Annotated in this window: 13 protein-coding genes and 1 pseudogene; 8 read left to right on the top strand and 6 right to left on the bottom strand. The window is 76.1% G+C overall.

Going from position 1 to position 14790, the window contains the following annotated elements; all coding sequences use genetic code 11:
- Positions 1-21: 21 nt before the first annotated feature.
- Positions 22-747 (top strand): pentapeptide repeat-containing protein, encoded by a 726-nt coding sequence (locus D459_RS0104510; protein ID WP_017591805.1) that lies wholly within the window; start codon positions 22-24, stop codon positions 745-747.
- 166 nt (positions 748-913) lie between these two features.
- Entirely contained in the window at positions 914-1474 is a 561-nt protein-coding gene (locus tag D459_RS0104505) for a Uma2 family endonuclease (RefSeq protein ID WP_017591804.1), read from the top strand.
- A gap of 64 nt (positions 1475-1538) precedes the next feature.
- Here D459_RS0104505 and D459_RS0104500 read toward each other — a convergent pair whose 3' ends face one another.
- Positions 1539-1829 (bottom strand): NUDIX hydrolase, encoded by a 291-nt coding sequence (locus D459_RS0104500; RefSeq protein WP_017591803.1) that lies wholly within the window; start codon positions 1827-1829, stop codon positions 1539-1541.
- A gap of 256 nt (positions 1830-2085) precedes the next feature.
- On the opposite strand from D459_RS0104500, the gene D459_RS0104495 reads away from it, so the two are divergent.
- A complete protein-coding gene (locus tag D459_RS0104495; RefSeq protein WP_026120052.1) occupies positions 2086-3876 on the top strand; it encodes a serine/threonine protein kinase in 1791 nt (596 codons plus the stop codon).
- A 229-nt stretch (positions 3877-4105) separates the two neighbouring features.
- Here the strand turns inward: D459_RS0104495 and D459_RS0104490 are convergent, their stop codons facing one another.
- From D459_RS0104490 to D459_RS0104480, 3 genes are all read right to left on the bottom strand, one after another.
- The gene (locus tag D459_RS0104490; RefSeq protein ID WP_017591802.1) at positions 4106-5065 is read right to left on the bottom strand and encodes a MerR family transcriptional regulator; all 960 of its coding nucleotides are present in this window, start codon (positions 5063-5065) and stop codon (positions 4106-4108) included.
- 34 nt (positions 5066-5099) lie between these two features.
- Positions 5100-6248 (bottom strand): helix-turn-helix transcriptional regulator, encoded by a 1149-nt coding sequence (locus D459_RS0104485; RefSeq protein WP_017591801.1) that lies wholly within the window; start codon positions 6246-6248, stop codon positions 5100-5102.
- Positions 6249-6479: 231 nt separating this feature from the next.
- Positions 6480-7055 (bottom strand): GNAT family N-acetyltransferase, encoded by a 576-nt coding sequence (locus D459_RS0104480; protein ID WP_017591800.1) that lies wholly within the window; start codon positions 7053-7055, stop codon positions 6480-6482.
- Between the two features lie 411 nt (positions 7056-7466).
- Here D459_RS0104480 and D459_RS0104475 point away from each other — a divergent pair, with 411 nt between their 5' ends.
- Together D459_RS0104475 and D459_RS0104470 are read left to right on the top strand one after the other, a co-directional pair.
- On the top strand, positions 7467-8525 hold the full coding sequence (locus D459_RS0104475; RefSeq protein ID WP_017591799.1) for an EAL domain-containing protein: 1059 nt from the start codon (positions 7467-7469) through the stop codon (positions 8523-8525).
- An 80-nt stretch (positions 8526-8605) separates the two neighbouring features.
- On the top strand, positions 8606-10993 hold the full coding sequence (locus D459_RS0104470; RefSeq protein ID WP_017591798.1) for a lysylphosphatidylglycerol synthase transmembrane domain-containing protein: 2388 nt from the start codon (positions 8606-8608) through the stop codon (positions 10991-10993).
- A 25-nt stretch (positions 10994-11018) separates the two neighbouring features.
- On the opposite strand, the gene D459_RS0104465 is transcribed toward D459_RS0104470, so the two are convergent.
- A complete protein-coding gene (locus D459_RS0104465) occupies positions 11019-11261 on the bottom strand; it encodes a type B 50S ribosomal protein L31 (protein ID WP_017591797.1) in 243 nt (80 codons plus the stop codon).
- A gap of 213 nt (positions 11262-11474) precedes the next feature.
- Between D459_RS0104465 and D459_RS0104460 the strand changes: the two genes are divergently transcribed.
- The 3 genes and pseudogenes from D459_RS0104460 (at position 11475) to chrA (ending at position 14413) form a co-directional block, all read left to right on the top strand.
- Positions 11475-11960 (top strand): MarR family winged helix-turn-helix transcriptional regulator, encoded by a 486-nt coding sequence (locus D459_RS0104460; RefSeq protein WP_017591796.1) that lies wholly within the window; start codon positions 11475-11477, stop codon positions 11958-11960.
- Between the two features lie 2 nt (positions 11961-11962).
- Positions 11963-12373, top strand: a pseudogene (locus tag D459_RS30725) (organic hydroperoxide resistance protein); the annotation flags it as partial.
- An 804-nt stretch (positions 12374-13177) separates the two neighbouring features.
- A complete protein-coding gene (chrA, locus tag D459_RS0104450; protein ID WP_017591794.1) occupies positions 13178-14413 on the top strand; it encodes a chromate efflux transporter in 1236 nt (411 codons plus the stop codon).
- Between the two features lie 63 nt (positions 14414-14476).
- Here the strand turns inward: chrA and D459_RS0104445 are convergent, their stop codons facing one another.
- Positions 14477-14692 (bottom strand): DUF4287 domain-containing protein, encoded by a 216-nt coding sequence (locus tag D459_RS0104445; RefSeq protein WP_017591793.1) that lies wholly within the window; start codon positions 14690-14692, stop codon positions 14477-14479.
- Positions 14693-14790: the final 98 nt, after the last annotated feature.

The raw sequence follows: 14790 nt of genomic DNA, 5'->3' as shown, positions 1-14790 counted from the left end.
GCCGCCCCCTAGCCTGCCCGCATGACCGACCACCTGCACGAACTGGCCGCCGGCGGGGAGATCCGCGGCGCCGACCTCTCCGGGCGGGACCTCACCGCCGCGCTGTCCGCCGTCTCCGGGCGACCGCTCACCCTCACCGAGTGCGACCTGCGCGGCGCCGACCTGAGCGGCGCCCATCTGACCGGGGCGGTGCTCACCCGGTGCGCCGCCGACGGGGCCCGGTTCGACCGCGCCGACCTGGACGGCGCCCGCTTCGAGGGCGGCACGGCCGGGAAGGCCTCCTTCGCCTCCGCGGAGTGCGCCGACGCGGCGTTCGACGGCACCGACCTGGCCGGCACCCGCTGGGCGGGCGCGGTCCTCGCCGACACCGCCTTCACCGGCTGCCGCCTCACCGGGGCCGACTTCGCGTCCTCCCGCGGCATCGGGGCCTCCTTCACCCGGTGCAACCTGATGCTCGCCTCGCTCAAGGGCATGGCGCTGCGCGGCCGCACCTTCACCGCCGACCGGCTGGACGAGGCGGACCTGACAGAGGCCGACCTGCGCGGCACCGTGTGGCGGGAGAGCCGGCTGCGCGGCGCCCTGCTGGCCGGGGCGGACCTGCGCGGAGCCGACCTCCGCGGCGCCGACCTGGGCGAGATCCGCCTGGAGCGGGCGGACGCGCTGCGCGGCGCCGTGATCTCCCCGGAGCAGGCCGGCATGCTGCTCTCCTCCCTGGGCATCACCGTCGCCCCGCCGGAACCGGCCTGATCCGCCCGTCATCCGGAGCCGCGGACTTCTACAGGAAGTCCTCTCTCGAGCGCCCGGTGCGCTGAACCCTTGGGAAAAGGGGGACGAGTAACCTGAAAACTGTGCGGCGCCGGTGGGCGATGCACCAGGATCGAGGGGACGGCACCTCATGGCACGGAGGCCGCAGATGGCAGTGACCACACCCGAGTGCGCGGCCGACCTGTTCGAGGCACTCGATTCCCTCGACCCCCCGGCGGGATACCGGGTGGAGATCCTCAAGGAAGAGATCACCATGTCGCCCACCCCCGCGGGCAAGCACCAGCGCAATGTCTTCGAGTTGCTCTGGCAGATCAAGCCTGTGCTTCCGCAGGGCTACGATGTCGAGTCCTACCTTGAGATCCGGATGCATCACATCGGACGCAGCACCATTCCGGACCTGTTCGTCGCACCGTACGAAGTACTGGCGACCGACGCGAGCCATATCCCGCCGGACGACGTCCTGCTCGTCGCGGAAGTGGTCTCTCCGACCAACGCGGAGAACGACCGGGACCTCAAGCTCGGCATCTACCCGGCGGCGATGATCCCGGCCTACCTGCTCATCGACCCGCTCCGGGCGACCGTCACCCTCTACACGGCCCCGGAGAACGGCGAGTACCGCAAGTCGGAGACCGTGGCTTTCGGAAAGCGGCTCGCGGTCCCCGAGCCGTTCGGCTTCGACCTGGATACGGCGCGCTTTCTGGCCCGCTGATCCGGGCGCGCCGAAGACCTCGGTCCGCTGAAGAAGAGCGCCGGGGGAGCGGGGCGGGCCGGGGTCAGGTCGCGACGTAGGCGGTGCGGCCGGTGCGGCGGGCCTCCAGGGCGGCGGCCAGGCGGAGGGAGAGCGCCGGGTGCATGCGGTCCAGGGCGGTCCCGGGGTCCAGGAACGCGGCGCCGTCCAGCTCCTCGGCCTGCTCCACGACGCCGCCCGGCAGCGTCCAGTGCTCCCGGTAGTCGGGCTCCACCGGCAGGACCCGGCCGTCCGGGGCGGTGATCAGCCCGGAGGCGGTGAGGTAGGCGGTGGGCAGGGTGGCGAACCACTGCTCGGGAGGGAGCAGGCGTGCCATGGTCCGCAGGCTGACTCCTGCGGAAAGGGGCGTCGAACGGGCCGCGGGACATGGCGCGCCCCACTAGGATCTACGCAGTAAGGTCGGCCTGGAGCGTACTCCCACCCCCTAGACTGGGCGTCTTCCGATGAGGGGTGAGGCGCCGGGAAAAAAGGACGAACGCGCCCTCCTGAGGACACGGGCCGCGCCCGAAGATCCGGCTACGATCGCGGGAAGGGGCGGCCACCCCGCGGCGGCGATCAACGGAGGTTTCAACGTGGGCCCACTGGAGCACGGCGACCCGGAGCGCATCGGGCGGTACCGCCTGATCGGCCGACTGGGCGCGGGAGGCATGGGCCAGGTCTACTTCGGCCGCTCCGCCGGGGGCCGGGCCGTCGCGATCAAGCGGATCCACCCGCACATGGCCGCCGACCCCTCCTTCCGGGAGCGGTTCGCCCGCGAGGTCACCGCGGCGCGCCAGGTCAGCGGCGCCTTCACCGCCCCGGTCATCGACGCCGACCCCGAAGGGGAGGTGCCCTGGCTGGTCACCTCCTACGTGCCCTCGCTCCCGCTGGACGACGCGGTCCAGGCGCACGGCCCGCTGCCCGAGTACTCGCTGCGGGTGCTGGCCACCGGCCTGGCCGAGGCGCTCAGCGAGATCCACCGGGTCGGGCTGATCCACCGCGACCTCAAACCGGGCAACGTGCTGCTCGCCGAGGACGGGCCGCGCGTCATCGACTTCGGCATCGCCCGCGCCACCGACGGCACGGCCGCCACCCAGTCCATCATCGGCACGCCGGGCTTCATGTCGCCCGAGCAGGTCCAGGGCGAGCACATGACCCCGGCCAGCGACATGTTCGCCTACGGCGCGGTGCTGGTCTACGCGGCCGCCGGCACCGGGCCGTTCGGCGAGGGCGCCATGCACACCATGGTCATGCGCATCATCCAGAACGAGCCGGACATCAGCGCGGTGCCGGCGTCGCTGCAGCGGCTGGTGGCCGCCTGCCTGGCCAAGGACGCCCGCAACCGGCCCACCCCCGGCCAGCTGCTCGACTTCCTCGGCGACGCCCCCGGCGGGGCCTCCTGGCTGCCGCCCGTCTTCCAGCAGGGCATCCGCGACCAGGTGGAGAAGGTCAACGCCGCACTGGGCGGCGCCCCGACCGCGACCGGGGCCACCGAGGGCGCCGCGGACGGCCGCACCTCGGTGCTGGGCGCGGGCGCGGCCGGCGCCGCCGGCGCTGCGGCGGGCTACGCCGCCGGCCAGGCCATGGGCGGGCCCGGCGGAGGCGACGCCACTTCGGTGATGGGCGCCGACGGGCGCACCGCCCAGTACCCGGGGCAGGCGCCGGCCGCCGGCCCCCAGCCCACCGCGCAGTACGGGCAGGGCGCAGGGCGCACCGCGGCCTACGACCCGTCCGGCGGGCCCGGGGCGACCTCGGCGATGCCGCCGGCCGCCGACGACGCCTACGGCGACCTGTACCGCGGCTCCGGGCGGGAGACGGCCTCGGCCACCCGCGCCCAGCAGCAGGAGGAGCAGCGCCGGCGGGCCGAGGAGGAGCACTACCGGCAGGCGGAGGAGCGGCGCCGCCAGGAGGCGCAGCGCGAGGAGGAGCGCCGCCGCCGCGAGGCCGAGCGCGCCCACCGGGACCGGCTGCGCGCCGAGGAGGAGGCCGCCCGCCGGGCCCGCTCCGACGCGCGGCGCGCGTCCAGCCCGGGGGTGTGGGGCTTCGTCAAGCTCGTGCCGCTGCTGGTCATCCCGATCCTGCAGATCCCGCTGGGCTGGGGCGCGGCCCAGGCCTGGCAGTGGTTCACCGCCACCGACGTGTGGACCGGGCAGCCCTGGTACTACGAGGGGCTGTGGGGCGAGGAGCTGATGGACGGCTTCAACTTCGCCGGGTTCGTGCTGGCGATGCAGCTCGGCTACTTCCTGCTGAACAACGTGCTGTCGCTGGAGTACCTGATCCGCTCGCTGCGCAGCGGTTTCATCGTGGGGGTCATGCTCGCCGCGGTCGCGCTCATCGCCACCAACGGCGCGCTGAGCTACTACGGGTTCTTCGAGTCCTTCTAGCCGGCCGCCGGCCCGGCGCCGTGGGCCCCCTCCGCGATCGTGCGGAGGGGGCCCACGGCGTTTCCCGGGCGAGCGCGGAGCGAGGGCCGGGGCGCGAGCGGCGGACGGACCCGGTCCCGGCCCTGGAAAAGGGGGCCGGGCCACCGCCCCGGAACCGGTCCGCCCGGCGCCGCAGGCGCGTCCGGAACGGGCGGGGCCGGCACGGAGGCGCCGCGCCGGCCCCGCGGGGTCAGGCGGCCGAGGCGCGCAGGGCCGCGATGAACCATTCGAAGGCGGGGACGCTCGGCTCGAAGGCGGGCCACCCGTTCACCTGGCCGAGGAGCCGGTAGTAGCGCTCCACGCGGGCGTCGGTGAAGACGGCGTAGTCGTCCGCGAGCCGGGCCCGCCCCTGCGGGGTGTCCTCGATCGAGGGGTCGGCCCCGGTGAGGCGGGCCATGGCGGCGGCGAGCGCGGCGCGGCCCTCGGCGGAGTCGGGCGCGGTGCCGGCCTCCAGCGCGGCGCGGCCGGTCTCGATGACGATCCCGGCGGCCTGCTGCGCCTCCGGGCCGGGCTGCGGGTCCTCGCCGGCGGCGTGGGCCCGGGCGCCCTCTTCGGCCATCTGCCGGGTGCGCTCCCGGAAGCCGGGGTCCTGGACCAGTTCGGCCAGCTCCACCCAGGCGTCGACCTGCTCGGGGGTGGGGTCGTCGGGCAGCTCCACCCGCATCGAGCGGATCTTGGCGGCGGGCTGCTCGGCCATGTCCAGGCCGCCGAACACGTGATCGTGGTAGTCGTCGAGGATCGCCTGCCGCTCTTCGGCGGACAGCTGGGCGAGGCGGTTCATCAGGGAGATCTCCCTTGCGGTCGGTTCCTTCCGGGCGATGGTGCGCAGCACGGCCCGGCGGAGGCGCAGGATGCGGATCCGGGCGTCGAGCGCCTCGGCATGCGCCGCGGCCACCCGGTCCAGGCCCCCTCCGCCGTCCAGCACGCCGCGGATGTCCGGCAGGCCGAAACCGAGTTCGCGGAGCGTGCGGACCAGGTCCAGGCGCGCGGCCGCCTCGGCGTCGTAGAGCCGGTAGCCCGCGGCGCTGCGGGCGGTGGGCGGGACGATGCCCTCGTCGGCGTAGAACCGGATGGTCTTCACGCTCAGGCCGGTGCGCCGGGCCAGTTCGCCGATGGTGTGCAGGCCCTCCGGGCCGTGCTGTGCGTCCATGGGGACCACTGTGGAGTCTCCCGTCGCTGGAGGGTCAAACCGCGTTTTCGGGGGTGTCGCCGCGGGGGCCGGCGGGGGAGTCCGGCGGGTCCTGCCCGCGGGGCGGCTCCGGGGGCGCGCCGGAGGCGGGGGCGTAGCGGTCCGCGGCCGCGCGCAGGTGCTCGGCCAGGGCGGTGCGCAGCTCCGGCGGGTCGACGACCTCCAGCTCGGCGCCGTAGGCGGAGAACTCGTGCACGGCGATGGGCACGGACTCCACCACCAGGTCGGCCTCGTACCGGCCGTCGGGGAGGCGGCGCGCGGTTTCGGCGCCCGCGGCGGTGCGCTGGGAGGAGAGCACGGGCAGCAGGCCCAGCCCGCGCTCGGTGAGGCGGACCCGGGTGCGCAGGGTGTAGCGGGAGGCCTCGAACTCCTCCGCCCAGGCGGCCCACAGGGCCGGCAGGTCGAAGCCGTCGGGGCGGGTGAAGTGCAGCCCCGTGTCGGTGAACTCGGTGATCCGGTCGACTCGGTACGTGCGCACCTGCCGGTCCGAATCCCGCCGCTCTCCGGTTCCCCGCCGCCCGGGCGGCCCGCCGGCGCGCTCTGTCCCGGGCGCGGCCCCGGCCGGGCCGGCGGCGGGGGCCGGGCGGGCCAGGACGTACCAGGTGTCGCCTTTGAGCACGATGCCCAGCGGATCGACGGTGCGCCGGACGGTCCTCCCGTCGAACCGCCGGTAGCCGATCTCCGCGGTGCGCTCCTGCCAGACCGCGGCGGCCAGCGCCGCCAGGTGCGGGGTGGCGGCGGGGGTGCGCCACCACGCGGTGGCGTCCAGGTGGAACCGCGTGCCGACCCGCTCGGCGCGCTCCCGCAGCTCGCCGGGGAGCGAGGCGAGCAGCTTCAGCCGGACCAGGGCCAGCTCCGAGCCCAGGCCCAGGGCGTCGGCGGGGCCGGGCAGGCCGGTGAAGAACAGCGAGTCGGCCTCGCCTTCGGTGAGCCCGGTGAGCCGGGTCCGGTAGCCCTCCATCAGCCGGTAGCCGCCGCCGGTGCCCCGGTCGGCGTAGATCGGCACGCCGGCGGCGCCGAGCGCCTCGGCGTCGCGGTAGACGGTGCGTTCGGAGCACTCCAGCTCCTCGGCGAGTTCGGCCGCGGTCATCCGGCCCCGGTTCTGGAGCAGGAGCAGGAAGGAGAGGAGTCGGTCGGCGCGCATGCCCCCAGTATGCGGCGGGATCCTGCCAGGTCCTGTCAGGTACCGGCGGGCGGTCTCCCGCCGGGCGGCGGGGCGGCTCCGGATCCGCCGGGGTGCGGCCGGGCCAGGGGGCCGCTCCGCTCCTCCTCGGGAGGGCGGGACCGCTGTCCTGCGGGCCGGGCCGGAGGACCCCGCACACCTGGCGGCCTCCGAGCAGGGGCCGCCGGGGCGGGGAAGGGCCGCCGGTTCCGGTCAGGGGCGGTAGGACCGCTCCCACTCCGGGCGGGTGATGGCGTACTCCACGACGCCGTGCTCGGAGCCGGGGACGGGGTGGCCGCCCTCGTCGAGCGTGCGGACCAGGCGCATCCCGGTCTTCTCCATCACCCGGCGGGAACCGGCGTTGACCGCCATGGCGCGGGCGAACACGCGGTCCACCGCCGGGTCGGCGAACGCGGCCGACACCAGCGCCCGGGAGCCCTCGGTGGCGTAGCCCCGGCCCCAGGCCGAGCGGCGCAGCCGGTAGCCCAGCTCGGGCCGGTCGGGGTCGGCGCCGGTGGGCTCGCGCAGGTGGAACCAGCCGAGGAAGCCGCCCTCCCGGGTCTGGGCGGCCCAGAACCCCCGGTCGGAGGAGCGCTCGTACCAGCCCAGCATCGCGGGCAGGATCCGCTCCCGCACCTCCTCGCGCGGGGTGGGCCGGCCCCCGGTCAGGTAGCGCATCACCTCGGGGTCGGCGTCCAGGCCGAAGAGCAGCCCGTCGTCGTTCTCGGTGAACCGGCGCAGCACCAGGCGCTCGGTCTCCAGGAACACCGTCATGCCCGTCTCCTCCATCGCCGCGGTTCCTCCGTCGATGCTCGGTCGGCGGTCGTGGCGAACGGTAACGCACCGCCCCGGCGGCGTCCGGCAAGGGCCGTTCGGCGGCGCGGTGGCGGCATGACCGTAATGGCGGTCCGCGGCGGGACCGCCGCCCGCGGGGGTGAACGGAGCGTGTCCTCATACGGCCACGGCCGGTCGGTAGGGCGATACCGTGCGGAAACACGGAGGGGCGGGGTTGAGCGGCCGTTGAACAGTGGGCCAGGGGCGGTTGAACTCTGCCGGGAGACCCGTGACGGAGGGGGAGCGCCGGGGGAGGATGGTGCCGTGTCCACCCCGCCCCCGTCGGCGCTGCCGCATGCACGGCCGCAACCTCCGCCGTCCGCCCAGGCATCGCCCGACGCCACGCAGACGCCCGTACTGAGCCCCGTGATCGACCTGGAGTCCGGGGCGGTGCTCGCCGTGGAGGCGGCGCCGCCCGCCGCCGCGCGCGGCCCCCTCGACGTCTCCGTGGAGGCCGAGCGCCTCGCCGCGGTGGGCCGCAGGGTCGCCGCGCAGGAGCCGCTGCTGCCCCTGGTGCTGCCGGTCCCCGCCGCGGCGGCCGCGGCGAGCCCGCAGGTCCCCGCGCTGCTGGAGACCGCGCTGCGCCGCTCCGGCCGCCGCCCCCGCGACGTCACCCTGATGCTCGGCGCCGACCTCGCCGGCCTGGGCCGCCCGGACGTGGTGCGAGCGGTGCGCCACGTGCGCGGCGCCGGGTTCCGCTGCGCCTTCGGCACCGATGTGCTCTCCCCGGACCTGATCTTGGACATGGAGCCGTTCCTGTTCCGCTTCTCCCCGGAGACGGTGGCCGGCCTGCCCGGCGACGAGCGGCGGACGGCGAAGGTGGAGGGGCTGGCCCGGATCGGCCGCGGCGGCGGGGTGTTCCCGCTGGCGGCGGGGGTGTCCACGGCGGAGCAGCTGGCGGCGCTGCGCGACGCGGGGGTGCGCCTGGGCAGCGGCCCGCTCTTCGCCGACGAGGGGTGGGCGCCGGGTGTGCGGGTCCGCCAGATCCCGGAGATGCCGGTGCGGGCCGGCGGCCCGGACCTGAACGGCGGGCCGCGGGTCAGCGAGTTCATCCGGCCGCCCGCGGACATGCCCCTGGACGCCCAGGCGCAGGCGGTGCTGGAGGTCTTCACCAACGACCCGGCGCTGAACAGCGTCATCCTGATCGACCACCGGGAGCGCCCGGCGGCGGTGCTGGACCGGTCGAGGTTCCTGCTGGCGGTGACCGGGCCCTACGGGCACGCCCTGCACGCGGGCCGCCCGGCCGAGCGCCTGGCCGACCCGCCGCGGACGATCCCCCGGCACGCCCCGGCGCTGGTCGCGCTCCGCGAGGCGGGCGCCTCGGGCGAGCGGGTCTACGACGACCTGGTGGCGGTCAACGAGTTCGGCCAGGTCGCCGGGGTCGTGCACGTGAGCGACCTGATCTCGGCGCTGTCCGGGCACTGAGCCCGCCCGGGGAGCGTCCCGGGCGGGCGTGCGGCGGGCCGTTGGCGCGGGTCTCCCCCGGGGTGCGGCAGTCTGGGGGCGTGAGAGCGGAATCAGAGGGGCCGAGACGGAGCGCGGGCGAGTCGCTGGGGGGGATCCGGGCGGGGAACCGCAGGCCGACCGACCTGCTGGTCGCGGCGGCGGGGACGGTCCTGCTGCTGGCGGTGCCGGCGGCGGTCGCGCTGGGGGCCGACCCGAGCGACCCGGCGGCCCCGGAGGAACTGCGCGCGCTGCTGCCGCCGTCGCTGCTGGCGCTGGTGGCGGCGGTGTCCAACATCGCGGTGCTGGTGCTGGCCGCGGTGGTCGCGGTGGAGCGGATGGTCCGCCGGGCCTTCCGGGACCTGCTGCGCGGGTTGGCCGCTGCGGCCTTCGGCTACGGCGGCGCGGGCGCGGTCAACGCCGCGGTGCTGGCGCTGTCGGGGCCCGGCGGGCCGCCGGAGCTGCTCACCGGGACGGTGGAGGCGGGCCCGCTCAGCTCGCCGCTGCACGCCTACCTGGCGGCCGCGATCGGCTACGTCGCCGCGCTGGGCGCGGTGCGGGTGCGCCGGCTGCGCACCGCGCTGTGGAGCGGGATCGCGGTGACCGCCCTGTCGGTGCTGCTGTCCGGGTTCCTGACGGTGCCGTCGCTGGCGCTGACCGCGCTGGTCGGGGCGACCGGGGCGTCCCTGGCCGGGTACGCGGTCGGCGCCTCCCGGCCGGCCCCGCTGGCCGGGGCGCTCCTGCGCGAGCTGCGCCGGTTCGGCCTGGAGCCGCTGGCGCTGGAGCCGGCCGGCACCGGCGGCGAGGGCGACCTGCGGTTCACCGCCGACCTGCCGGACCGCCGGCTGGACATCGTGCTGCTGTGCGCCGACGACACCCCCCGGGTGCTCAAGCGCCTGGTGCGGGTGGCGCTGCTGCGCGGCCCGGTCGCCCCGCCGCTGATGCTGAGCCTGGGCCGGCGGCTGGAGCACACCGCGCTGATGTGCTTCGCGGCGCGGGCCGCAGGGGCGGCTGCACCGCGGGTCGAGGCCGTCGGGGAGCCGGGGGCGGGGACCGCGGCGCTGGTCACCGAGCACATGCGGCTGCGCACCCTGGACGAGGCCGACACCGCCGAGCTCACCGACCCGGTCCTGGATGGGCTCTGGGAGGAGCTGGGGCTGCTCCACCGCCACCGGGTGGCGCACGGCTCCCTCAACGGCGACACGGTGGGCTGGACGACGGCGGGGCGGGCGGCGTTCACCGGGCTGTCCTCGGGGGCGGTGGCGGCGCCGCCGCTGAAGACCTCGCTGGACTGCGCGGCCCTGCTGACCCTGCTGGCGCTGCGGGTGGGCGCCGAGCGGGCGGTGGACGCGGCGGTCCGGGTGCAGGGGCTGGAGGCGGTGGCGGCGGTGCTGCCGCTGCTGCAGCCGGCCGCGCTGCCGTTCGGGCTGCGCCGGCGGCTGCGGGGCCGCGGGGAGGTGCTGGGGGAGCTGCGCACCCGCATCATCGGGCTGGCGCCGGAGGCCCCGGCCCGCCCGGCCCGCCTGGAGCGGATGCGCCCGCGCACGGTGCTCAGCTTCGCGGTGGCCACCGTGGTGGGCCTGGTGCTCGCCAACCAGCTGGCCGGCGTGGACCTGTCCACCATCGCCGCGGCCGACCCGGCCTGGGCGGGGGCGGCGTTCGCCGCGGCCACCGGGTGCATGTTCGCCGCCGCGCTGGCGCTGATGGGGTTCGTCCCGTTCCGGCTGCCGCTGGGCATGACGGTGCTGGTGCAGTACGCCGGGTCGTTCATCCGGATCGCGGCGCCGGCCGGGCTGGGCACGCTGGCGCTGAACACCCGCTACGTCGCCTGCCGGGGGGCCTCGCCGGGGCTGGCGGTGTCGGCGGTGGGGCTGTCCCAGGCGGTCGGCCTGATCACGCACGTGCCGATCCTGCTGTTCTGCGCCTACATCACCGGGACCGGGCGGTTCACCGACTTCTCCCCGTCGGGGACGCTGATCGGCCTGGTGGTGGCGGTGGTCGCGGTGGCGGCGGCGGTGCTGCTGGTGCCGGCGCTGCGCGCGTTCGTGCTGGAGCGGGTGCGGCCCTACTTCAGCGGGGTGCTGCCGCAGCTGCTGGACCTGCTGCAGCGGCCGCAGCGGCTGGCCATGGGGGTGGGCGGCACGGTGCTGCTGACCGTCTTCTTCGTGCTGGCCCTGTACTTCTCGGTGGCGGCGTTCGGGGGCGAGGCGGGGATCGCCGCGGTGGCGGTGGTGTTCCTGGCGGGCAACGCGATCGGGTCGGCCGCGCCGACGCCGGGCGGGCTGGGCGCGGTGGAGGCGGCGCTGCTGACCGGCCTGACCACGGTGGCGGGGGTGCCGGTCGCGGTGGGGCTGCCCGCGGTGCTGCTGTTCCGGGTGCTGACGTTCTGGTTCCCGGTGCTGCCGGGGTGGGGCGCCTTCCACCTGCTGCAGCGGTGGAAGGCGATCTGATCCCCGCCCCGGCGCGGGCCGGTGCTCAGCCGCCGTAGCGGCGCCGGAACCGCTCGACGCGCCCGGCGGTGTCCACCACGCGCCCCTTCCCGGTGTAGAAGGGGTGGGACGCGCTGGAGACCTCCACGTCGATGACGGGGTAGCTGCGGCCGTCCTCCCAGGTGATGCGCTCCTGGGAGGTGGCGGTCGAGCGGGTCGGGAACGCGAAGTCGCCGGCCTTGTCGCGGAAGACCACCGGCTGGTAGTCGGGGTGGATGTCCTTCTTCATGCTGCCTCCTCGCTGGGCGGGCGCCCGGCGGCGCCCGGCGGCGCCCGGTCGGGGGTCGGTCTCCCGGCGTCTGCCCGTACTCTACAAGCCAACGAAAACCGTTTTCATTCCCGGATGGCTCCGTGAAGGATTCTCGAAAAACAGGTTTTGTGCAACTAGATTGCGCACAACCTAATATGCTAGGTTCATCGGCGAACGAGGAAGGACCCTGACGTGCACGACGAGTACGGGAGTGACGCGCTCTCGCTGGACAACCAGCTCTGCTTCGCGCTCTACTCGGCGTCGCGGGCGTTCACCGGGCTCTACCGCGAGCTGCTCGCCGACCTCGGCCTGACCTACCCGCAGTACCTGGTGATGCTGGTGCTGTGGGAGCGGGGCGCCGTCCCGGTCAAGGAGCTGGGCACCGCCCTGCACCTGGACTCGGGCACCCTCTCGCCGCTGCTGCGCCGCCTGGAGGCGGCCGGCCTGGTGCGCAGGGAGCGCTCCACCGAGGACGAGCGGGTGGTCCGGGCGGTGCCCACCGAGCGCGGCGCGCGGCTGCGCGAACGCGCCGCCGGCATCCCCGAGCGGCTGCTGTGCTCGGCCGGCCTGTCCACCGAGGACGCACGGGACCTGCGCGAACGCCTGGAAGGGGTCACCGCCTCGCTCACCGGCGCCGCCTCCGCGGAGGCGGCGCGACCACCACGCCACGAGGAGTGAACATGAGCGTTCTCTACACCGCGAAGGCCAGCGTCCAGGGCGAGGGGCGCAAGGGCCGCGGCAGCACCGACGACGGCCGCCTCGACGTCGAGCTGTCGGTCCCCAAGGGCATGGGCGGCGACGACGGCCCGGGCACCAACCCCGAGCAGCTCTTCGCTGTCGGCTACGCGGCCTGCTTCCACGGCGCGCTGAAGAACGTGGCCCGCCAGAACAAGGTCGACGCCGCCGACTCCACCGTCTCCGCCGCGGTCTCCCTGGGCAAGGGCGACGACGGGTTCGGCCTGTCGGTCGAGCTGACCGTCACCATCCCCGGCCAGGACCAGCCCTCCGCGCAGAAGCTGGTGGACGCCGCCCACCAGATGTGCCCCTACTCCAAGGCCACCCGCGGCAACATCGACGTCACGGTCACCGCGCTGGCCGGCTGCCCCCGCCCCCTCCCGGCCGGATGCGGCGCCCCCGCATCCGGCCGCCCGAGCACCGGGACCACCAGGAGAAACCCCGTGCACGACACCCCCTCCGCGGAGCACCCCGGGCCGCCCGCCCTGCTGATCACCGGAACCGTCGGAGCGGGCAAGACCACCACCGCCGACGCCGCCGGCGCACTGCTCGCCGAGGCCGGGACCCCGCACGCCGTCATCGACCTGGACGAGCTCTGCCGGTTCTGGCCCGCCCCCGCCGGCGATCGGTTCAACTTCGGCCTCCTCATGCGCAACCTGCGCTGCGTCGCGGCCGGGCACCGGGAGGCCGGGGCCCGGATGCTGATCCTGGCCGGAGTCGTGGAGACCCCCGAGGAGCTGCGGCGCTGCCGCGAGGCGGTCGGCACCGGCCTGGCCGTCTGCCGGCTGCGCACCGGCCCCGCCGAGCTCCGCCGCCGGCTGGCCCGCCGCCACCGCGGCGACCCGGACGGCCTCCGGTGGCACCTGGACCGGCACGCGGAACTCGACGCCGTCCTGGACCGCGCCGGGATCGCCGGCACCGAGGTGGAGACGGACGGACTCACCGCCGCCGAGGCCGCCGCGGCGGTCCTGGCCGCGGTCGGCCGGCGCTGACCCCGCCCGCTCCCCGGCGGTCCGCGGAGGGTCCGCGCCCGTTCACTTCCGCGCCGCGCGGCGCCGGTAGCCTCGGACGGTACACCGGTCCCCAGCGGCACCGGGCGCACCGGCCGAGGAGACGAGCATGACCCCAGTACCGCCCCCGCACCGCCGCGGGGAGCCGGGATGAGCCGGACCGGCACCCGGGCCCCCGCGCCGCAGGGGTCGGCCGCCGAGGTGTTCGGGGTGTTCCTCCGGCTGGGGCTGACCTCCTTCGGCGGGCCGGTGGCGCACCTGGGCTACTTCCGCGAGGCGTTCGTGGTCCGCCGCGGCTGGATCGGCGAGCAGGCCTACGCCGACCTGGTCGCGCTCTGCCAGTTCCTGCCCGGGCCGGCCTCCAGCCAGGTCGGCATGGCCATCGGGCTGCGCCGCGCCGGGTTCGCCGGGATGGCGGCGGCCTGGACCGCGTTCACCCTGCCCTCGGCGGTGCTGATGGCCGCCTTCGCCTTCGGCGTGCAGGCCGTGGGCGCCCAGGACGGCGCGGGGTGGCTGCTCGGGCTGAAGGCGGCGGCCGTGGCGGTGGTCGCCCACGCGGTCATGGGCATGGCCTCGACGCTGGCCGCGGGAAAGAGGCGGGCCGCGGTCGCGGTCGGGGCCATGGTGCTTGTGCTCCTGCTGCCCTCCGCCGTCGGCCAGCTCGCGGCGATCCTCCTGGGCGCCGCGGCCGGGCTGCTGTGGCTGCGCGGCCCCGCCGCCCCCGGGACCGCCCCCGAAGCCGGGGGCGGCGCGGACGGCGGCCCGGCGGCCCCGGTCGGCCGCCGGAGGGCCCTGGCCTTCCTGGGCGCCTTCGCCGTGCTGCTCGCCGGGCTCCCGGTGCTGGCCGCGGCCGTCCCCGCCCCCGCGACCGCCCTGGCCGACGGGTTCTACCGGGCCGGGTCGCTGGTCTTCGGCGGCGGCCACGTGGTGCTGCCGCTGCTGCAGGCCGAGTTCGTCGGCGGCGGCGCGGTGGACCGGGAGTCCTTCCTCGCCGGCTACGGCGCGGCCCAGGCGGTGCCGGGGCCGATGTTCTCCTTCGCCGCCTACCTCGGCGCGCTGATGCCGGTCGCCGGCAGCCCCGCGGCCGGTGCGGCGGTCGCGCTGGTCGCGGTCTTCGCCCCCTCGGCACTGCTGCTCGCCGGGGTGCTGCCGTTCTGGGAGCGGCTGCGCGCGGCGGCCTGGGCGCGTGGGGCGATGGCCGGCGCCGGTGCGGCGGTGGTCGGGCTGCTCGGCGCCGCCCTGTACGACCCGGTGTTCACCGAGGGGGTCACCTCCGCCCGGACCATGGCGGTGGCGGCGGCGGCCTTCGCGGCGCTGGCGGTGTGGCGGGCCCCGGCCTGGGCGGTGGTCCTCGTCGCCGGCGCGGTGGGCCTCCTGGCGCTCTGACCTCTTCCCGGCTCGGGGCGGGTCTCCCCGTCAACGCTCCGAGGGGTCACCGGGGAGCCGGGCTCAGGCCGCCCCGGCGGCCTCCGCGCGGACGTGGGCGACCAGGGCGCCGGCGTGCCCGTGCCCCATCCGGTGCTCGCTCTTGAGCCAGGAGACCAGCTCCATGTGGCCGGTCAGCGGCGAGGAGCGGACGAGCTCCAGCCACTCCGCGACCGGGCGCCCGTACTTCTTCTCGATCGAGGGAAAGTAGCTCGCCGGGCCCTTCACGGCAGCGGTCATCAGGGGGTGCCTCCGTCCGTCCGGGAACGGCCTCGGACCGGCCCCGGCGGGGCGCGGTCGGCCGAACACCCCGGACATTACGCACCCGGTACGACAGA

The organism is Nocardiopsis potens DSM 45234 (assembly GCF_000341105.1).
GTDB lineage: Bacteria > Actinomycetota > Actinomycetes > Streptosporangiales > Streptosporangiaceae > Nocardiopsis_A > Nocardiopsis_A potens.
Note: the sequence above shows the minus strand (reverse complement) of the source record. Positions and strands in the feature narration are given on the sequence as shown.